16 protein-coding genes are annotated in these 19,274 nt (G+C 60.8%); 4 read left to right on the top strand and 12 right to left on the bottom strand.

Annotation, left to right across the window (positions count from 1 at the left end; all coding sequences use genetic code 11):
- Nucleotides 1-151: 151 nt before the first annotated feature.
- The 8 genes from AC1DMG_RS05220 to AC1DMG_RS05185 form a co-directional block, all read right to left on the bottom strand.
- Nucleotides 152-1,222: a serine hydrolase domain-containing protein gene (locus AC1DMG_RS05220; RefSeq protein ID WP_441605305.1), complete on the bottom strand. Its 1,071-nt coding sequence runs from the start codon at nt 1,220-1,222 to the stop codon at nt 152-154.
- Nucleotides 1,223-1,412: 190 nt separating this feature from the next.
- Complete coding sequence (locus tag AC1DMG_RS05215; protein WP_441605304.1) at nt 1,413-1,679, bottom strand: hypothetical protein; 267 nt, start codon at nt 1,677-1,679, stop codon at nt 1,413-1,415.
- Between the two features lie 14 nt (nt 1,680-1,693).
- Nucleotides 1,694-2,260, bottom strand: coding sequence for a DUF4386 domain-containing protein (locus AC1DMG_RS05210; protein WP_441605303.1), 567 nt, complete (start codon nt 2,258-2,260; stop codon nt 1,694-1,696).
- A gap of 19 nt (nt 2,261-2,279) precedes the next feature.
- Nucleotides 2,280-3,647, bottom strand: coding sequence for an amidohydrolase family protein (locus AC1DMG_RS05205; RefSeq protein ID WP_477180222.1), 1,368 nt, complete (start codon nt 3,645-3,647; stop codon nt 2,280-2,282).
- A gap of 155 nt (nt 3,648-3,802) precedes the next feature.
- Entirely contained in the window at nt 3,803-4,849 is a 1,047-nt protein-coding gene (locus tag AC1DMG_RS05200) for a TraB/GumN family protein (protein ID WP_441605301.1), read from the bottom strand.
- Between the two features lie 261 nt (nt 4,850-5,110).
- Entirely contained in the window at nt 5,111-6,394 is a 1,284-nt protein-coding gene (locus AC1DMG_RS05195) for an SEL1-like repeat protein (RefSeq protein ID WP_477180221.1), read from the bottom strand.
- Between the two features lie 830 nt (nt 6,395-7,224).
- Nucleotides 7,225-7,599: a hypothetical protein gene (locus tag AC1DMG_RS05190; protein ID WP_441605299.1), complete on the bottom strand. Its 375-nt coding sequence runs from the start codon at nt 7,597-7,599 to the stop codon at nt 7,225-7,227.
- A 368-nt stretch (nt 7,600-7,967) separates the two neighbouring features.
- Nucleotides 7,968-8,951: an MBL fold metallo-hydrolase gene (locus tag AC1DMG_RS05185; RefSeq protein ID WP_441605298.1), complete on the bottom strand. Its 984-nt coding sequence runs from the start codon at nt 8,949-8,951 to the stop codon at nt 7,968-7,970.
- Between the two features lie 140 nt (nt 8,952-9,091).
- Here AC1DMG_RS05185 and AC1DMG_RS05180 point away from each other — a divergent pair, with 140 nt between their 5' ends.
- Complete coding sequence (locus tag AC1DMG_RS05180) at nt 9,092-9,676, top strand: TetR/AcrR family transcriptional regulator (protein WP_441605297.1); 585 nt, start codon at nt 9,092-9,094, stop codon at nt 9,674-9,676.
- 466 nt (nt 9,677-10,142) lie between these two features.
- On the opposite strand, the gene AC1DMG_RS05175 is transcribed toward AC1DMG_RS05180, so the two are convergent.
- The gene (locus tag AC1DMG_RS05175; RefSeq protein WP_441605296.1) at nt 10,143-11,423 is read right to left on the bottom strand and encodes a M24 family metallopeptidase; all 1,281 of its coding nucleotides are present in this window, start codon (nt 11,421-11,423) and stop codon (nt 10,143-10,145) included.
- Between the two features lie 545 nt (nt 11,424-11,968).
- Between AC1DMG_RS05175 and AC1DMG_RS05170 the strand changes: the two genes are divergently transcribed.
- The gene (locus AC1DMG_RS05170) at nt 11,969-13,465 is read left to right on the top strand and encodes a DUF1254 domain-containing protein (protein ID WP_441605295.1); all 1,497 of its coding nucleotides are present in this window, start codon (nt 11,969-11,971) and stop codon (nt 13,463-13,465) included.
- 9 nt (nt 13,466-13,474) lie between these two features.
- On the opposite strand, the gene AC1DMG_RS05165 is transcribed toward AC1DMG_RS05170, so the two are convergent.
- Both AC1DMG_RS05165 and AC1DMG_RS05160 read right to left on the bottom strand, forming a co-directional pair.
- The gene (locus AC1DMG_RS05165; RefSeq protein WP_441605294.1) at nt 13,475-14,794 is read right to left on the bottom strand and encodes a DUF1214 domain-containing protein; all 1,320 of its coding nucleotides are present in this window, start codon (nt 14,792-14,794) and stop codon (nt 13,475-13,477) included.
- 140 nt (nt 14,795-14,934) lie between these two features.
- Nucleotides 14,935-17,007, bottom strand: a complete 2,073-nt coding sequence (locus tag AC1DMG_RS05160; RefSeq protein ID WP_441605293.1) for an alkaline phosphatase D family protein — start codon at nt 17,005-17,007, stop codon at nt 14,935-14,937.
- A gap of 32 nt (nt 17,008-17,039) precedes the next feature.
- On the opposite strand from AC1DMG_RS05160, the gene AC1DMG_RS05155 reads away from it, so the two are divergent.
- Nucleotides 17,040-18,137, top strand: coding sequence for a methyltransferase domain-containing protein (locus AC1DMG_RS05155; protein WP_441605292.1), 1,098 nt, complete (start codon nt 17,040-17,042; stop codon nt 18,135-18,137).
- A gap of 61 nt (nt 18,138-18,198) precedes the next feature.
- On the top strand, nt 18,199-18,516 hold the full coding sequence (locus AC1DMG_RS05150; RefSeq protein ID WP_441605291.1) for an antibiotic biosynthesis monooxygenase family protein: 318 nt from the start codon (nt 18,199-18,201) through the stop codon (nt 18,514-18,516).
- A 67-nt stretch (nt 18,517-18,583) separates the two neighbouring features.
- Here the strand turns inward: AC1DMG_RS05150 and AC1DMG_RS05145 are convergent, their stop codons facing one another.
- Complete coding sequence (locus tag AC1DMG_RS05145; RefSeq protein ID WP_441605290.1) at nt 18,584-19,144, bottom strand: methyltransferase family protein; 561 nt, start codon at nt 19,142-19,144, stop codon at nt 18,584-18,586.
- Nucleotides 19,145-19,274: the final 130 nt, after the last annotated feature.

The following is a 19,274-nucleotide window of genomic DNA, read 5'->3' as shown; positions in this document are numbered from 1 at the left end:
CAGGCCACTGGCCGAAAGTTTTCGCGATTGGCTGGTACGCATACCAGCCCAGGGTCGACGCACCCTGCCCAGCCTGCCAGGCACCGATGTCGCGACGAAACGCCGTCATGGCCGCCCGGATGCGTGAGCGACTCGAAACCTCTGCCGCGCGCTAGTCGATGGCACGTTTGGCGATGGCTGCGACAAATTCGTCCAGATCGGTGGTGCCAGTGTTGCTGAGGATCACGATGGTGATGTTTTGGTCTCGTACGTGAAACAGCTGGGTCTGAGCCCCCATGATGCGCCCGGGACGCTTCATGACCGGATGTGCCTTTCCGTTGACCTTGGTCTCGTACGACCATACGCCGAAGGCGTAATCGTCGAGGCCTGGCTTCAACATGGCGTCGAGCGTGGTTTGTTTGATCAGCTTCAGTCCGAACAATGCGTTGGTAAACGCGAGCAGGTCATCGGCTGTGGAATACATGGCCCCCGCCGCATACCAGTTTTCCGGATACACGGGTAAATCATTGGCCAGCATCTTCAGGTCATCGCGATAGAAATACGTATCGGCCAGCCCATCGACAATTTCCGATTGACGCAGCATGCCGGTGTTCTTCAATTGCAAAGGCTGCAAGATGCGCGTCTTCAGTACCTGGTCAAAAGGTTGACCCTCGATGTGCTCGATGATCTTGCCAAGCACAATGTAGTCGGCATTGTTGTAGTCGAATACTTTGCCCGGGACATTGACCAATGCGCTGCTGCAGAACTTGCTCAGCAGCTGATCGCTCGTATAGGGCGTTTGATACACCGGCAGACCGTGTGCAATGGCGTCGGCAGCGTCCTTGACGTTGTCGATATTGGGCAAGCCCGAGGTGTGATCAAGCAGCTGATGAATGGTCACCTGATCCGCGGCCGGCCCCGTGTAGTCAGGCAAATAGGCCTTGAATGGGCGATCCAGGTCGAGCTTGCCTTGCTCGTAGAGCTGCATGATCAACACCGAGGTAAACAGCTTGGTGATGGACGCTATCTTGAATCGCGTCTGCCTGGCGTTGGGTACCTTGAGCGCGATATTGGCCAGGCCAAAACTCTGCACAAGCAATGGCTGGCCGGGCTTCTGTACCAGGATTTCGCCATTGAACCGGTGCGCTTGCGCATACGTGTCGATGAAGGTGGCAAGTCCTTCTGACTGAGCTCGCGCAAGCGGCGCAAACAGCAGCGCAAAGATCAGAATGATCTGTTTCACGGGCTGCTCCGGGCGGATGCGGTGGAGCATCTATACGCGCTACTCCGTTGGGCAGCATGGGCAGGAAGTCATTCAGCGGCGAAAACCGCCTGACCTTGCCAGCGGACGTGCCGGCGATATTGCATCGGAACGCCCCGCTTCGGCGTAGAGACAGACACCCACGGCTCCACGAGCCCGCCAGGCTTTGGCCCTATCGCGTCAGGCGCCAGATCACGACACCGGCAACGATGGCTGGCAGTGCAAAAACCACCACCAGCATCGGCAGCTCGTCACGCACTGAATAACCGGCCTTGGTCACGCCCACCCACAAATTGACGACAGACAGAACCAGCCAGAGCGGAAGGAAGGCCTTCGCTGCCATGGGCAGTGCGGTGGGGCCACTGCCCCATAGATGTCCAAAGAGTAGAAACAACCCGAGCAGAACGATTCCGCCACCAATCACCCATACCGTGTGCATGTCGTCAGACTCCCTTATGTTGGCCAACTTCCCGCGCGCGTCATTTCCCGCCATTTTGGAACGTTCACGCCGATCACAATGAGCCACAGGCATAGCAATAGCTCCGCGGCAAATCCTAGCGCCTTCAGATAAGGAGACAGCGGACTGGCGAGCGGCGTCAGGAAAATCAGCCAGCCCAGACCGGCGAGCATCAAGAGCACGCCGAGAGCCCGCGGCAGGAAGGTCGACCTGGCGATGAGATAGCCGATCAGCAGGCAATAGGGACCAAAAAATGCCAGCGGCAGGACACCGCGGAAGGCAGGATCAAAGACACCTGTCACTTCGATGGCACACCCCGCCAGGCTGAAGAGCGCTGCAATCAGCGAGAGGCGCGCACTGACCGGCTTGAACATGCGGTAGAAGAGCAGCGTCACGGCAACATAGAGGCCGTAGGCCACCAGCGTGACGACGTCATAGGCCACCAGTCGCCCCCGACCAACCACCACCTCGGCGGCTATGGCCGTCACGAAGTAGAGCAAATAGACCAAGCCGGTCATCCTGGCCCAGAGACGCGGCGAAGCTTCTGCGATCCGATCCGACATGCCTGCTACCTCGCTTGGCTCAGGGTGGCGCTTTGGCCGCGTCGTTGAGCAGTGCATCCAGATCGCTGCGCTCCAAGAGGCGACCAGCAAGCACCACCGCGCGAATGCGCTGAGTATTGCCGATGTCCTTGGTGGGATCCGCATCGAGCAACACCAGGTCGGCTTGCTTGCCGACGGCCACCGATCCACTTCTGTCCTGGATATGCAAAAACCGGGCAGGTTCCAGCGTCGCCGTGCGCAGCGCCTCGATCGGCGCAAGCCCCGACGCGACCAGCAACTGCAATTCCTCATGGAGGGAGTAGCCCGGATAGACGCCCGGCATGGGCGCGTCCGTGCCCGCCATGATGGGGACACCAGCCCGGTGCAACATGGACACGATGTTGTGCGCAATCGGCCAGCGCCGGGCAGCCAGGCTCGCATCCTCTTTCGTGTATTGCGCCAGGAAACGTTGCCAACGCCGTTGCTCATCGGGGCGAAGGAGCCGCCAGCGGTAGTCGTCGTTGGGTTGGGCGTGGCGAGCAAGTTCATCTTCGTCTGCAAGCACCAACGTCGGAACCTGCACCTGGCCGGTGGCAGCCAGCGCCCTGGCCATGCGCCCGCACACGCCCTGATCAAACGTACCGAGAATTTCCGCTTCCTGCGCACTGGCGCGAGACATCAGCGCATCGCCCTGGAGACCTTGGCGCTCAGCCAGGATTTTCGCCTCGGCGGATGAGCACGCCTCATAGACCTGGGTCAGATGCTCGCCGGTGCGCTGTCCGGCGTTGGCGGCGTCCAACAGCGAGATGCTTGCGGGTACATGCCCAACCACCGGCAGCGAGCGCGCGTTCGCTTCTGTCAGGATGGCGCGCCAATGCGTGGCGGGCACCTCGGAGAAGACCTTGATGAAATCGGCGCCGGCATCGACGGCGGCATCCACATCAGCCTTCGCGCCATCGGGCGACTTGCCGTACACCGAAATACCCGCCGCAACGATATGAGGTGCGACGAGTTGGCCGCTGTCCACAGCAGCGCGCCAGCGCTTCACCAACTGCATCGACGCCGCATCGGAGCGCATGTCCCGCACGCCAGTCACGCCATTGGCGATGTACATGCGAAACGACCAGTCGTTCGGCGGGCGGTGCGAGGAGAGATTGAACAGATGGACATGCATGTCCATCAGACCAGGCATCAAAAAGCGTCCACGACCGTCGACACGCTGGATCGAATCACCAACGGGCACCGAGCCCTTCGCATCGATGGAAGCAATGCGTCCATCCTTGACGACCACCGTTCTCGGGCCGACGGTGCGGCCGCCTTCAACGTCGACGATCGTCACATCGGTGATGACCACGGTTCGATGGTCGGATTCGGGCACAGCCCGCGCGGCCACCGCCATCAGCGACATGGCAAGCACGCCAAGGATCTTCAGCGACAACATCCAATGGCGGGATTGAGTGTGCATGGGAAATAGATAGGTCAACGTAGAGTTTGCCTGGATTCCAACGCGACACCCTGTGCCCGATGGTGGAACTTGAACTGACCCTGTTCGCGTCGCCCGAACTATTTGTCGGGTGCCTGCACGCTATAACCATCGGCTTGAAGCGCGCCCAGGTAGCCATCTGCCGCAAGCAGCTCATGCATCGGCAGTACCGCAAAGGTCTGCTTGTTTTTATCGAGCGCACGCTCTGCGCTGTCGATCCAGCTCTTCCTGACCTGGCCTTCCATATCGTTGATACCCAGCGTCGTGGCGAATTGCGATCCGTCCAGCGTCGAAAGACAGGAGTCCTGCTGTACTTGCGACAAGATGGACCGCAGCGTGTCGATGTCCCCGGTCGCCCACGCATTCGCACGCGCCACGGTCTGGGCCAGCCCATGATCCAGCGCGTCCAACACCAGGCCCAGACACTGCTGATCATCCATCGGCTTGTCACTCAACGACCGTACCGCCTCGCTCGGATCTTGAAGCACCAGTTGATAGGACGTATTGACGCCAGCAACGCCAGCGTGGGCAGCGGCCTTGTAGATCATCTTCTCCAGGCCGTCTTCATCGACCAGGCCGTAGTGCCTGAGGGCGGCCTCATAGAGTTCGCGACCGGCAAGAATGGGCCGCATGCTCTCCACGCGGCGGTCGTCGCCGAGATATCTGGCTTTCAGCAGCAGCCAGCGTTGATAAAGCTGCGGCGTGAGTACGTCCAGCAGGCTCTGCTGCCCGGGATTTTTTCTCAGTTCCCGGAGCGACGGCATCATCGTGCTGTGAAAGAAACTCGTACGCACGCCGATCTCGAGGCTCGGCAACTTCAATACCGCTTGCGAGGCGGCAATGCGGCTTTCGACTTCCGCGGATTTCCACTGCATGTTTTTCGGCACCGGCGAGGTAAGGCCGAGCACCCACATGACATGGCCGGCCTTGCTCACCTTCCACAGGGCGGGTCCGGGCAGGATGCCGCTCACCACCACGGGTGCCAGCGTGGGCACCGCGCTCGATACCGGCACTGACTGCGCGTAGGCCAAGCCATTCAGGCAGGCTAGCAAGGCGGTGCCCAGAGCGCCGAGGGTGGATCGTTTCCGATTCGTCCACCGAAAAAAGCTGAGTCCCCTGAGCAGCATGGCAATCTCTCTGCGCGAGCAACTTTGCCCGCCACTATACGCATGAGCCAGCGCAACGTCGTCATGGCGTCGGCCGATGGTCGCAAGCGGACTTTCGGCTTCGTACTTCTATCCAGGCATGGTCGGCGTGCCATACGGTCTAGACGTCTGCTATGGGCGATCCATGTGAGGCGAGCGGGAATCCACTACCTCCGCTGAAAAATTCATTTTGTGTCGTCAGATGACACCGGGTCGCCCGCAAGCTGCCAGCACCTGCCTGGTTCACTTGAGCAATGCCGACTTCTTGTTCGAGAGAAGCGTGGAACTCGCCACGTAGTCGACCAGTGCTTTATCCAGCCCGTTGGCCGCGATTTCCTCACTCAGCCGGTGTGCGGAAGCGCGCTGAAGGCTATTCAACGATCGGGCGATATCGTCGCGCTGCCCGCCCACCTTGGTTTGCACCTCGTTGTCGAGTCGACACGCTGTGTCCGCCAGGGCGTACGCAATCACATCGTCAGACAGCACACCCGAACCGACGTGGTACATGACGGCGAGATTGAACAGGGCCGCCGCATTTCCCTTCTCTGCCGATCGCCGGAAAAGTGTCGCGGCGAGTGCATCGTCCCTGGGAGCCCCCTCTCCGTTTCCGTACATCATGCCCAGACTGTTGAGCGCGTTGCGGTCTCCTTGGCCTGCTGCCTGACTATAGAGGTCCTTGGCTTTGGCGTAGTCCCGAGGGACGCCGTTGCCCTCGCGATACAGGTCGCCCAGGCCAGACTCGGCCTGCGCGTCGCCCGCTGCGGCTGCCATGCCATACCAGTGCAAGGCTTCCGCAAAGTCCTGTGCCACGTCATCGCCATTTGCATAGATGCGGCCGAGGCCTCGTTGCGCCTGGACGTTGCCTTTCAAGGCTGATTGCTTGCGCATGGAGACCCCACGGTTGACGTCGCGCGGTACGCCATCGCCTATCTGGTACATCACGCCAAGGTTGTTGAGCGCCATATCGTTGCCTTGGGCGGCGGCTTCCCCGTACCAATGCACCGCTTGCTCCTTGTCCTGGGTTACGCCTCTTCCATCGTCGTACATAAGTCCAAGGTTGTATTCGGCCAGGTCGTAGCCTTGCTTGGCCGAGCTCGAGTACAGCGCCGCCGCCTTTTCCTGGTCCTGCGGCACGATCCTGCCGTGCTCGTACATGCGTCCAAGGTTGTACTCAGCCCTGGCGTTGCCCATGTCCGATGCCTTTTGATAAAGAGCCACCGCGCGCGGCAGATCACCTGGGATACCTTCAAGCTCGGCGGCAAGGCTATTGATGCCGTCCGGGTAACCTTGTGCCGCGGACTGTTCGAAGAGTTTCATCGCGATCTCTTCGCTGGCTTGGACGCCCTGCCCGTAGATGTACATTCGGCCCAATCGTTGTTGCGCTTCAGCGTTGCCGCTTTTTGCCAACGGCTCAAAGGCCGCCCTGGCCGCAGCGAAATCCCCTGCCTCCAGCGCTCGCCGACCTTGATCCAGCTGATTCGACGCCGAGCAGGACCCAAGCAGCACAACTGCCGCAGCCATCCACATGCGAAGCGAAAGCCTTTCCATTTTTCCCCTTGAGGCCGGTTCATCCGGCCGATTACGTCATGGGACGTTCAATGTACCGAACCGACCTAAGAAGAAGCAGGACCAGTTTCTGGATGGCATTCGATCCAGGAACTTAACCTGAGCCCGTTCGCCCAGACTCAACGAGACAGCACAGATCTGGGCTGTGGTTCGAGAACCGAACCATCCATGAGTACCCAACAATCCATGGTCGGCCATTGGCCTGTCATCGGACCATTTGAAGTGAGCTCGTAGGAGATGGTCCACGCCCAACCATCCAGCACCTTTTGTAGCTTTGCTCTATCTAATGACCAGTAGGCCGCAGTCGATGTACTTAGAACAGTTAGATCTACCTGGCCCGGGGGTATCTTGACGATGCATTCTTTGCTTCTAGCTATCGCATCGGCGCGGGATAGAGGCGGATCAGGCGCCACAGCCGGGTTCCATTTCGGAGCCCGACCAACCATAGCGGCTGTAATGATGTACTCGTACTTATAAAACCCATCCCAGCGTGCATAGGTGGGATAGACCGCGAGCTCGTCGTCCCCCATGGCTGCGCATGAAGCGGATGAAAGAACACACCCCAGAGCGAACCCGAGCGCGGCGTTTCCAGGAAACCGCCAGTGGTGCGCCAGGCGAAGTACCAGTCGATTGCCTGTTTCCATGGATGCTGTCATTGGCCGAAATCCTTTCCAGCAAGAAAGTGTCCGCTTTGGGTTGCGGATTCAGCCGGTGGTTGCAACACACTGAAGACTGCGCGAGCAGCAGGAGTGTTGCAACCACCGGCTGAATCCGCAACCCAAAGCGGACACTCAAAATTCCGCAGTCGTCCAGTTCGACGCGTACACAGTGAGCTTGAAGAAGATATACGTCATCACCGTCCACCCTGCGAGTTGTCCAATCAGAGTAACAATAAAGTTTATGGGCTCTTTGGCAGCATAAATCTCCCGCGCCCCTATTCCAACGCTCCCAACGATGAAGCCGCTCAGGGCGTTTCGGATATGCCCAAACACGATCATCAAGGAACCCGTCGCAAGCGGAAAAGCAGCGATGAACCTGCATATGCTCAGCACCGTGGACCTGGCTTCCACCAAGTGAAACCGAGTCAGCACCCAGTAAAGCACTCCCATCAGGAAGAAGTTGCCGAACATCACGCACGACACGACCAGGAAGAATTTCTTGCCCACGCCCCGTCGCGGTTCCGCAAGGTCCCCATCTTCGTAGACGACTAGCGGATCAGGTGAGTCGTGCGAGGTTTTCGCATAAGCCTTGCCACAAGAAGGACACTGCCATTCAGGGGCAGAAGAGCCCGGGCCCCTTTGATGGCCACAGGCCCGACATACGGTCTCCATTCCCTCTCCATCCATAGATTTACCTTATTGAGAGAAAGCTGGGGTCAGAGTGCACTTCTCCCGACCGCTTGCATGGAAAGTCCACTCTGACCCCAGTTTTGCCTTCGTAATCTGCATGACACACGCTGACACAATCAATTCAGCGCTATGTTGCAGCCCCGGGGCCACAGCCCGCAGCCCCGGTCTGCTCGTTCTACCTGCGTTTAGTGGATAGCGGTATAGCTGGCCGGAATCCAGGTATAGCTGTTATTGCCGGTAGCGCGGATGTGGCCCACGCCGGGGAACGACAAGTGGGCGCCGGCGATCCAGTACCCTTGCTTGGCAGCGTCGGCCAACAGCTTCAGACGGGCTGCCTCGGCAGATTTGTTGTCCGCATCGAAATGAATGGTGACGGTGGGTTGGGCAAATTGCACCGCGCCCACGTGAATCACATCGCCCCAGGCCAGCAGCTTCTGGCCTTCGCTCTCGATCATGTAACCCGCGTGTCCCGGTGTGTGGCCGGGCAGGGGCACGGACTTGATGCCAGGCAACAACTCCGCAGCGCCATCAAACGGCTTGTACCTGCCGGAATCCACATATGGCTTGAGTGCGGCCTGGGCACCTTGGAAGAAGCCCTTGTCATCCTTCCCGGCCTTATCCAGGTTGGCCTGGCTCAGCCAGAAATCGCCTTCGCGTTTGTCGGCGCGCACGAGCGCGTTGGGGAACACGGCCTTGCCGTTGGCCACCAGGCCGCCAATGTGATCCGGGTGCATGTGGGTGATGTAGATTTCATCCACCTGCTCAGGGGTGTAGCCCGAAGCCTTCAGCGCATCGACCATCTTGCCCAGGTTGGGGCCAAACAGTGCGCCTGCGCCGGTATCGATCAGTACGAGTTTGTCGCCGGTATTGATCAGAAAGGCGTTGAAGTTCATCTCGTAGGGCATGCTGATGTAGTTCGCCGCGAGAGCCTTCTTCACCTGCTCAGGCGTAGTCTGTGTCAGCAACTGGTCGACGGGCAACGCCGTCGTGCCATCGGAGAGCGCGGTGACTTCGAATTTTCCGAGCATGAAACGGTAGTACGCCGCACCGGACTTCCTGATCTGCGGCGCCGCCGCCTGCGCCTGCTGCACTGGCGCTGCCACGGCACCCAAGCCAAGGATCACGGCCATTGCAAGGCCGGCACGCATCAACACACCCGAAGATTTCATTATCGTGACCTTATTGTTTGCAGGAGAGCAACATGGGTACCTCGCGGCGTTGCACCGTCGAGGCAGGGAGAAAATCGAGGTTTCACATTCTGGACTGGATGGTCCACAATGCACCCACACGCTGTCAAGGTGATGACGTCATGCCAAAAACCATGTCCCGCGCTGGCCGACCTCGATCGTTCGATCAACAGGTGGCTCTAGGTGACGCCCTGGGCGTGTTCTGGCGCAAAGGCTACGAGGCCACTTCGCTGGATGACCTCACCGAGGCAACCCAACTCAGCCGATCAAGTTTTTACGCAGCGTTTGGCTCAAAGCGTGAGCTGCTCCTGCATGCCTATCGGCGCTATGCCGATGCTTTCTACGCCGACATGAAGGCACTGGCGGATGAGCACGAGGATACCGACGACGCCTTGCGCGCCATGGTAAGAGCCCTGGTGGACACCCGGCCTGATGATCGTGGTTGCTTTTGCGTGAATGCCATCGTGGAGCTAGCCCCCAGCGACCCGGAGCTGGCTGAACTCGGGCGCGCGCATATCCAGCGTATGTGCGCACTGCTGGAAGAACTCATCACGCAACGCGGCACCCGGCGGCCAATGGCGCGTGCCCAAGCGGCGACGCTGATGACATTGACTATGGGCAGCGCGGTGTTTCGCAAAGCCAGTGTCGCCGAGGACACCCTCAAATGGGTGCAAAAGCAGGCCCTTGGTTTGCTTGACCTTACTTAAGCCGGACGCACTCGTCCGATGAACTGACTCGTCTTTACCCTTGGTATGGCAAATACGAGATTAGCGATATTTCGACATTTGAACGCTCTGGACGAACGGTTTTCGAGGCTGTCCGAGTATTGCGGCAGGTCGTCGAGTGCAGTGCCTATGGTGTATCTTTTTTTTCTATGGCAACGAAGTATCCAGTTTGCTTCTCGACATACTGTATCGCCTGGATGAGATCCCTTATTGAATAGATGGGGTCGCAGCACACGTCGCCAGCAACGGCCAGAACCATCGTCAAATTTGAGCCGAGCCAGATCCATCCAGCCATGCTCCCTCCGATGCTCGCGCCAGATTCGCCTTCGCGTATCCGTTTCGGGTCGGAAGCGAATCTGACGCACCGCCTGATTTCTGGTTGTACCTGACTCCGCTTCGAGTCCAGAGCGGAGGTTTCCCCAACGCTCGTCAGTACTCGTGAAACCCATCAAATCGGGTCGTCGATCGACTTGGCGAGCTCAGTGAAAAGTTTTGGGCCGGTCTCGGTCATGTGCCAGCAGTCTTCCAGGCGGATGCCGAATTCGCCGGGAATGTAGAGCCCCGGCTCGTCGGAGAAGCACATGCCCGCCGCCAGCGGCGTGGCGTCGCCATGCACGAGGTAGGGCGACTCGTGGCCGTCCAGGCCGATGCCGTGGCCGGTGCGATGCGGAAGGCCGGGAAGCTTGTAGCCGGGGCCCCAGCCTTCCTTTTCGTAGTAGGCGCGCACGGCATCGTCGATGGCGCCCACCGGGGAGCCCAGCTTGGCGGTGGCCAGCGCAATCTCCTGGCCGCGCTTGACGGTATCCCAGACCTTGCGCTGTTTCGCGGTCGGCTTGCCCATCACCCAGGTGCGCGAGATGTCCGATTGATAGCCGTGCACGGCGCAGCCCACATCCATCAGGATGACCGAACCCTCGTGCAGGGTCTGCGGCTGGCGCGAGCCGTGCGGATAGGCGCTGGCCTCGTTGATCAACACCAGGGCAAATTCCGGCGCGCCGCCCAGGGCCTCGGTGGCGGCGTTCATCATGGTGGCGATCTCGTCGGGGCGCATGCCGGCGCGAACGTGGCCATGGACGTAGCGCAGCGCGGCCAGGGTGACGTCGTTGGCGGTTTGCATCAGCGCGAGTTCGGCCGGGGATTTGATCAGGCGCACGGCCCTCACCAGCGCGTCGCCGGAAACCACGGTGTAAGCGCCGGCGCTTGCGTCGCGCACACCATCGACGATGAACAGTCGCGTGGTGGCTTCGAAGGCAATCGGGCCGGAGGTCACGCCGCGGTCGCGCAGTGCGCCGACCAGGCGGGCAAACGGACTTTCATGCTCGTTCCACGGCCGCACATCGTCGCCCACGGCCAGGGTCTCGCGGATCGAGGGCTCTTCGAAGGCCGGGGTCACGACGACGATGTCGCCCCGGGCCGGAATCACCGCAGCCGTCGTACGCTCCGAGCGATGCCACTGGATGCCGGTGAAGTAGTCCAGGCTCGAGCCCGACTCCAGGATCAAGGCGCCGATCTTCTGCTCGACCATCAGCTTTTGCAGCCTGGCGATGCGTGAGCGTCGCTCCTCAACTGTAATTGGCTTGGCGCCGCCGGTGATGGACGTCAATCCGGCCAGCCCGGTGGGGGCGGCTTGCGCGGCAGGCGCGGCCTGCGCCGAGCGGCCGGCCAGCATAAGGGTGGACGCAGCAGCGGTGGCGGCTACAGCTCCTGTGAGAAAGTCGCGACGACGCATGAAAACTCCGGACCGATACCAAGGATGCCTCGCAGTATGAGGCCGGAGTTGGCGACGCGACTACTGTCCGGCGTGGTGTCAGATAGCATTTGCGCCATCACCACGACCTGGTTCACCATGCGGCGTTGCTCTACGCCTGCGCTCTACGCCATGCCCCTCGCGCAGGCTCGCGCCGCAAGAGCCTGACGCGCATCGTCGCCCGCCGTGAGCATTGCGTATGAACGCGCATCGATGTCATGCGTTCGCGACGGATCGAATTCGGACGTCCATCTCGTTTCATCCAGTGGCTGATGGCCGACTGTCATGGGAGCGATGTCGCATCTGTCGGTCATGCCCCATGCATACGGGCAGCGAGCCGCTCGTTGCCGGCCAGAGGCCCGGCAGTCATCCCATCCCTGCCGCTGTCGACGCGGCGCGTTTAGGTGTTTTTACCTACCTCGTATCGGTAGTACCACAGAGGCGACGTTCGCCTGCCTATGGTTGGATAGCGGCGTTCTGCACCCACGAGCCGTGCAGCAAGATGGTTTCCGACTGGAGGCATGGTCATGTCCAGAGCACTTCCACTTTTCTCGGTGACTCTGGTGTTGTTGGGCGCAGGAGGCCTGGCGCACGCCTGTCCGTCGACCGATGCTCAAGCGGGATCGCCTCAAGTCCCGGCCCCTGCTCACGCCAGTGAACTGAAGGGCACGCCTGAGGGCACGATGATGACCAAGGAGTATGTCCAGGCCATCGGTCGCATGGCGTACATCTGGGGTTGGCCGCTGGTCAACAACTACAACCGGTCGCTCGCGCTGGCCAAGCTTCCCGGACCCGGCCGCAATGGCGGCATCCTCCCCGTGTCGCCTCCGGGCGCCATCAGCATGCTGACCGACTATCTCAAGGCGGATCAGAAGTTCATCACCTGCCCGAACCAGGACACCGTCTACGGCTCGGGGTATCAGCATCTCGATACGCTGCCGGTCGTCGTTCAAGTGCCCGATTTTGGCGACCGCTTCTATGTCTACCAGATCGCCGATGCGCGAACCGACTCTTTCTGTACGATCGGCAAACAATACGGCACCAAGCCTGGCTTCTATTTGCTGGCAGGCCCCAACTGGAAAGGCCAGGTACCCAAGGGCATCACCGGAGTTTGCCGGTCAACCACGGATCTGGCGGTCGTATTGCCGCGCGCCTTTATGGACGACACGCCCGAGGATAAAGCGGCCATACAGAAAACGCTGAGCCAGATCATGGTCTATCCGCTGGACAAGTTCGACGGCAAGATGAAAACCATCGACTGGCACAAGACGCCCGATTACCCCGCGCCGCCAAGCAGCGGAGCGGGCGAAATCCAGTGGGTCGTTCCGGAGAAGTTCTTCGACGAGCTGCCTGTCGTGATGAAGCAGATTCCCCCGCAACCGGGTGAGGAGTCACTGTACGCCTCGATCCAGTCGGTGCTGGATGCCGCCGCCAAAGATCCGCAGCTCAAGCAGGCGCTGGTGCAGACCGCCGTGGCCTCAGAGAAGGAAATCATTGCGCCGCTGTTCGAGTTCCGTAACAACGGTCGTCCAGTGGGCAACGGCTGGACCTCGCCGCCCAATGGCGCCAACTGGGGCGTGGATTATCTGTCGCGCACCGCAACGGCCAAGTCGAACATGTACGACAACGCGCCGCAGGAAACGCGATACATCTACACCGATTTCGACGCCAAGGGCATCAGGCTCAATGGCGCAGGCAACCATGCGTATACGATCACCTTCCCCAAGGGCCAGACGCCGCCGGTAAAAGGGTTCTGGTCGTTGACGATGTACAACAAGCACCACTTGTTCGAGCCCAATGCGCTCAATCGCTATTCCCTGGGCACCAAGAGCCGGGACCTCAAGACCAATGCCGATGGATCGCTCACCCTCTATGTCCAGCACGCCTCTCCCGGCAAGGACAAAGAGAGCAATTGGCTGCCCGCCCCGGCGGATGACTTCTCGCTCTACATCCGCGCCTATTGGCCCGACGCCGCCATCACCAATGGCACGTGGAAGCCGCCCTCGGTGTTGAAGACGCCCTAGCCGCCAGCCTCACAGCTCCTTCAAGGCCGGCGGAAAGTAGCTGCGATCAGCCACAGCACCCTTGGGTCGATAGAAGCGGAAGGTCAGGCTGTAGCCTGTTCCCTTCGGCGTGGGGATCCAGTTGCCATCGGGTGCGCCGCTTGGCTTGGCGGCGCCAAAATACAATGTCAGTGAGCCATCCTTGCCGTAGCTCAGCTTGGAAAAATTGCTCAGCAGATAGCGTTTGAGTGGATTGGGAAGAACACGGCGATGGCCCGAATCCACCGCAATGACTGACCAGAAGTACGTCGCGTAGAGCGTCGGCAGCTGCTCCTTCTCAAAGCGCAACGCGTAGGAGTGATCGCCATTGAGCGGCTTGCCCGAAGGATCGATAAAGGCCTTGTAGTAAATCACCTCTTCATAGCTGTTGGCCCAGATGCCGCCAAGGTTGACTAAGGTACGCAGCAACCAGTTGCTGCCATACACACCGATCGTTGTGGGCAGCGCCCAGCCATCTTTTACCGTGCCATCGCCGAGCGTTGGCGAGGCCTTGTAGATCGCAGGAATCGCTTGCTGGCGAATCACCTGATCGACATGCTGACGCACGCTCGCATCCTTGATCGCCCTGGCAACGGCGCGCGTACTCGCCTGTAGCCTGTCCATGCCCGGGTTGATATCGGCGGCGCTATCCAGCGCCACGGTGGCCGAGTCGAATGCTTCTACGCCTGGCAACTTTTCGATGTCGAACCTGACCGTCTTTGGCACCTCGGGCGCGGCAGGGTGACCGCTGGTGCGGATGTTGAACTTCTTCTGCAGCACCACGGCCTCGTCCGGCGTTGCTCCCAGTTCAACGCGGGAAAGCACGCGCAGCACTTTGGCGGACACATCCACACGCTGCGTCGTTGACGGCAGCTGGACCACGGCGCCCTTCAGGCACACGGCAAACTCACCATCAGGACGCTGCGGATAAACGCGTTCATTGATGTTCGCCAGGGTCTCACCCCAGCCGTTGAGGAACTGCACGGTGTAGTAGCGGTCTTTCACCTTCGGCACCGTGATCAAGGCGCAGCTCTTCTCATCGATGGCCACCCAGGCTTCCGAATAAGCGACATCAAGATTGGGGTTGGGCCAGTCCACCTCACCCACCTTGCGGTGGACGAGTTGGTTCCACTGAAAGCCGTTGCTGAAGTCCGCCTGCTCCTGGTTGAGCACCAGCAGTCGACTGAGCAGATAGATATAGCTATCGCTGATGTCCTGGTCGTTCGGCACGGGCGTTGGCGTCTGCCCATGGGCCATTGCGGCAACGAACGCCGCCAGAGCAACACTCAGGTACCGCGCATAAGCTTTCATGACCGTTCCCCATTGGCACCGCAACAGCGTGCACTGTCCCGGCCGGTCATTTCGACAGCAAACGTACGGTTTTTTGGCGCGTATTTTTACTTATCGTCGATGCTGGAAGTACGGCGGCTTGCGCCACGATGCCTCCTCTCTCAAACCGAGAATGGCGCATCGCCCTCCAGCATCCGTTGCTCAAGACGCGGCGACTGACCCTTTTCCCACAGCGATACGCGATGCTGCACGCGATAGACCAGCGGGCCGCCGTCTTCGCGATCACTGCGCTCAAGGGGTCGCGGCAGGCAGACGAACTGCGTCTCCAGCGCATGGCCTGACGCCCGCACGACGGCATAGCCGTGCCCACCCATATCGACGAAAGCCAGATGGGGCGCGTTGTCGGTATTCGTCATGGCACGCGCTTTTGCCAGGTCGCCGCTCTTGGCGTACTCCAGACAGGACCGAACGCCGTGGCGAAGCAGCATGTTGATGGTCGGCGCCGGCTTGTCCACGCCCGGCCTGTTGGCAAGGAACAAGGGGCGCAGCGGATGATCTTTGGGGAAACTGTGCTCCATCGCCTCCACCATGCCAGGCGCGGAGATCGAACCGACCACGAAGGCCACACCCACCGGTTCGAAGGCTTGAGGCGGCAACGACTTCGCAGCCAGCCCGGCCCAGAAACTGTGGCGGTCGCCGGCGACGGTCGCAAATCCGGTAATGCCTTCGCGCGCGACAAAATCGTAGATCTCGGCGCGCTCGACATAGGCGCTGCCATGGTCGCCACCGCCGAATCCTGCATACCCGGCGCCCGGCCACGGCCTGGTCAATCCGGCAGGCAAGTTCTGCGGGTCAGCGCGCATATCAAGCGTGGCGGTGGTATTGCCCCAGATCTTCCAGGTCGCGTCCGACATCTTCAATTGCTGGAGAAACCAGGTTTTCTGCCTGGCACCCAGGATGGTCTGGGCGGGCTTGTCGCGCCAGAAGTTGTCCACGTCGTGGCCATCGTAGCGAATCGATGGAGGCGGGTTTCCGTGGTTGTAGGTGCGCCCGGCGTCGAGGATCTCCTGCACTTCCTGCGGAATGAACTGAGGGAAGTCCTTGCTTGAGAAAACCTTGGCCTCCGGTCGGCCAACGGGCTCTTCGGAGCGATAGCTACGCTGATCGGTAATGACCAGATCCACATGCTTGCCCCAGCGCAGCGCACGGTAGCCGGTGAGGCTGGCCAGTGCGACCAGATTGTTCGCTTCCAGACCCAGCCCTGCATCATCGTAGTGTTCGATGGGTGCATCCACGACACTGGGCGCAGTGAACCATTCGAGCGATTCACCCGGTGTCTTGACGCGAGCGGGATGGAACTCGAACCACGCCTGGTTGGCGGCAACTTTGCGTGTCTGCGCGGGCCGTGTCTTGCCATCGAATTTCTGCAGACTCTGCCAGCCTTGCCAGCTGAACTCGTGGTTGTCCCAGATCGACACAAAGGGAAAGCGTGCCCGGGCGTCCTGCACATCCGGGTCGCGCAGGTAGGCACGGTAGACCGCGCGATAGTCGTCCACCGTGGTCGGCACATGGAAGTCGTCTATTTTTTCGCCGTGCGCGTAGCGAACGACATCCCGGATGCGCCGGTCGTACATGCCTTGCGGCCGGTCTTCCGGATACCACACGAGTTCGTAAATGAAATCGCCAAGGTGAAGTACGAACCCGAGACGATCCTCCGGAGCGGCACGCTCGTCTTCATAAATCATCCGCCGGTATGCATTCTGTGCGCCCACATTCGCGTTCTGGCATGAAACGAAGGCGAAGCGTACGGGGCGCTCGTCCGATTCTTCGGGTGCGGTCAGCGTGCGGCCGATGCGGCTGCCATGGCCCTCGCTGTCCGTGAAGCGATACCAGTATTCGCGCGCGGGCTTCAGTCCGCCGATCAGCACGCGGCAAGTCCAATCGGACGCGATCGATACCCGCGCCTTGCCACTGGCGACGACGCGCTCAAAGGCAGCGTCTTCGGCCACTTCGACCTGAAGTGTCCAGCGCTTGCGGGCATCGGCGGAGGGATAACGCGTCCAGAGCATCACGCTCTCGGCCGTGGGATCGCCGGAGGCGACGCCTTCGGGGTATCGCTCTGTGCATGGGCGCCACGCCACACTCGACTTCGCAAACATCGGCCTGCACCAGATGGCCGCCGCGCCGAACGCGGCAGCAGCTGCGAGAAACTGACGTCGAGTGAGCTGCATCATGATGTGTGTCTCAATGATGGATGCCGCGAGCCATGATCCAGGCAGCCTCTGGACGGCTCGGCATGGCATGGCGGCTGGCAGCATATCGACCGGGGCGGTCAGCGACCCGTGTCGATGGACATATGACCCATGACCTCCCCTGCCCGTCCCCCGAGCGGCAGTTTTTCTTCACGAGCTTTGCCGCTGGCGTGATCCCTGAACGCCCACTAGGCTTGGCATGGCTCACGGTCGAGGCCATACAGGCCTTCGGCCACCGCAGCTCCCACTCAGGCATGCGTGATCCCATGACTCGTCCGACAACCACGTTGGGACTGCTTGGCGATACGGCGTCGCGCGACTACGCGGACAAACTCCGGCTGTTCAACGCCTTCGCCGCACCGGAAATACGCCAGGCCATCGCGAGTCTGGCGCTGAAGCCCGGCATGCGCATACTCGATGCAGGCTGTGGCACGGGCGAGGCACTGGCATGGCTGGCGGACGACGTCGGCCCTGACGGCGCCGCGATCGGCATGGACCTGGCGACACCACACGTCAGGGCGGCGCACAGCACGGCCGCCAAGAGCGGCTCACTGCTGCTGCAAGGAAACATTCTGGCGCTACCGATGGTGGCGGCCAGTGTTGACCTGGTCTGGTCAGTGAACGTGATCAACCATCTCCGCTCGCCGGTTGCGGGCCTGCAAGCCCTGATGGCTCTGGTTCGCCCTGGCGGGCGCGTTGCGCTTGGTCAGAGCTCGCTCTTGCCCGACATGTACTTCGCCTGGGATTCCCGCCTGGAGCGCCTGGTCAACGAGGCCGTTCGGCAGTACTACCGTGACCGATACCAGCTGGACGAGCGCGACCTCACCTCCATCCGCGCCATCGCCGGCCTGCTGCGCCAGGCCGGATTGCGGGACGTGCATGTGCGCACCTTCATGATCGAACGCCTCGCCCCCTTGCGGCTGGAGGACGAGAACTACCTGCTGAATGCCATTTTTCGCGGCACCTGGGGCTCGCGGCTGCAAGCGTATTTGTCGAGCAGCGATCATGAAGAAGTGATGCGCCTGTGCGACCCCAACCATCCCGACTATGCGTTGCGCCGCCCCGATTTCCACTTTCTCCAGAGCTTCACATTGGCCGTTGGCGTGGTCTGATTTCCGTAAAGCGCAAGCCGACGGAGCAGTTCAAGCCGCGCCCAAACCGGAGGGATAGAGCATGAGCTACGCCACCGTTTGGGAGTTCCTGGTACCCGAGGATCAACGGACGGCTTTTGAAACAGCCTATGGCCCCGACGGTCCGTGGGCTCAGCTGTTTGCGCGAGCCCCTGGCTTTCTTGAAGTAAGACTGCTCCGCAGCCGCGAACATGCGGGCCGATACCTCACCATGGACCGCTGGCAGACCGCCGCTGCGTTTGAGACCTTCAAGAAGCGTTTCGCCGGGGAATATCACGAGCTGGACAGCGCACTGGAAGGCCTTGCCTCTTCCGAAGTGCCCGTCGGCTCATTCGATGAAATCCCCCCGATGGCGCCATAAGGGACGGCGGCGACACAATCGCTTCACCCGCCCTGAGGCCACGGCTTCATGGCCTCCACGGCGTCGGTCAGTAGACCCAGGGAACAAGGCGTTTGGTGCGTACCGCGTACTGATGAAATGCGTCGCCAAACGCCTCGGCCAGCGCCGCTTCCTCTTCCTTGATGCGATAGAGATAGAGGCACGTAGTGAGGCTCACCATCACGATCACGCCAAGCCAGTTGCTCAAGGTCAGGGCAAAGCCGAAGAATCCAATCATGGCGCCCAGATAGCTTGGGTGGCGCACATAGGCGTACAGGCCTTCTTCCTTGAGTTGATGATCGCCGCGAATCGCCACGTTCGGTGTGTGGAACCGGCCCAACTGGGCGATGGCGAGTGAACGCACGGCGATGCCGATCAGCAGAACGACCAGTCCTGCCCATTGCAGGGCCACTGAGTTCAAGCTTCCCACCGCCCCGTAGGACAAGGCGATGCAGATGGCGAAGACCACCGGACCACCCATCATCAGCAACTTCAATGACCGGTGATCCCGATTCTCCGCCGTGCCCGTCTTCAGGCGAAAGACCGCGAAGGCATCGATGATCAACCACACGAAAAAAACGACCAGGCCCAGGTTGCGCACCATGTTCATGCCGTCTCCGCCTCTTGTGCCTGGATAAGAAGCGCGGACCGTCCACGCATCACACTGCGCTGGCCCCGCACCCCGCCAGCATCCTCCGTCGGACCTGGCCCAGCAAGTGAAAGCGATCCCGTTACTTCGT

The sequence above is a fragment of the Dyella sp. 01N36 genome (assembly GCF_056399745.1).
The sequence above is the reverse complement of the archived record's forward strand: the minus strand, read 5'-3'. Positions and strand labels throughout refer to the sequence as shown.

What these genes read in the sequence shown, in the direction of transcription:
- AC1DMG_RS05180 (WP_441605297.1), top strand. Translation starts at nt 9,092, where the DNA reads ATGCCAAAAACCATGTCCCGCGCTGGCCGACCTCGATCGTTCGATCAA.
- AC1DMG_RS05210 (WP_441605303.1), bottom strand. Translation starts at nt 2,260, where the DNA reads ATGTCGGATCGGATCGCAGAAGCTTCGCCGCGTCTCTGGGCCAGGATG.
- AC1DMG_RS05165 (WP_441605294.1), bottom strand. Translation starts at nt 14,794, where the DNA reads ATGAAAGCTTATGCGCGGTACCTGAGTGTTGCTCTGGCGGCGTTCGTT.
- AC1DMG_RS05195 (WP_477180221.1), bottom strand. Translation starts at nt 6,394, where the DNA reads ATGTGGATGGCTGCGGCAGTTGTGCTGCTTGGGTCCTGCTCGGCGTCG.
- AC1DMG_RS05175 (WP_441605296.1), bottom strand. Translation starts at nt 11,423, where the DNA reads ATGCGTCGTCGCGACTTTCTCACAGGAGCTGTAGCCGCCACCGCTGCT.
- AC1DMG_RS05145 (WP_441605290.1), bottom strand. Translation starts at nt 19,144, where the DNA reads ATGAACATGGTGCGCAACCTGGGCCTGGTCGTTTTTTTCGTGTGGTTG.
- AC1DMG_RS05155 (WP_441605292.1), top strand. Translation starts at nt 17,040, where the DNA reads ATGATCCAGGCAGCCTCTGGACGGCTCGGCATGGCATGGCGGCTGGCA.
- AC1DMG_RS05170 (WP_441605295.1), top strand. Translation starts at nt 11,969, where the DNA reads ATGTCCAGAGCACTTCCACTTTTCTCGGTGACTCTGGTGTTGTTGGGC.
- AC1DMG_RS05150 (WP_441605291.1), top strand. Translation starts at nt 18,199, where the DNA reads ATGAGCTACGCCACCGTTTGGGAGTTCCTGGTACCCGAGGATCAACGG.
- AC1DMG_RS05215 (WP_441605304.1), bottom strand. Translation starts at nt 1,679, where the DNA reads ATGCACACGGTATGGGTGATTGGTGGCGGAATCGTTCTGCTCGGGTTG.
- AC1DMG_RS05200 (WP_441605301.1), bottom strand. Translation starts at nt 4,849, where the DNA reads ATGCTGCTCAGGGGACTCAGCTTTTTTCGGTGGACGAATCGGAAACGA.
- AC1DMG_RS05205 (WP_477180222.1), bottom strand. Translation starts at nt 3,647, where the DNA reads ATGTCGCTGATGGCGGTGGCCGCGCGGGCTGTGCCCGAATCCGACCAT.
- AC1DMG_RS05185 (WP_441605298.1), bottom strand. Translation starts at nt 8,951, where the DNA reads ATGAAATCTTCGGGTGTGTTGATGCGTGCCGGCCTTGCAATGGCCGTG.
- AC1DMG_RS05160 (WP_441605293.1), bottom strand. Translation starts at nt 17,007, where the DNA reads ATGATGCAGCTCACTCGACGTCAGTTTCTCGCAGCTGCTGCCGCGTTC.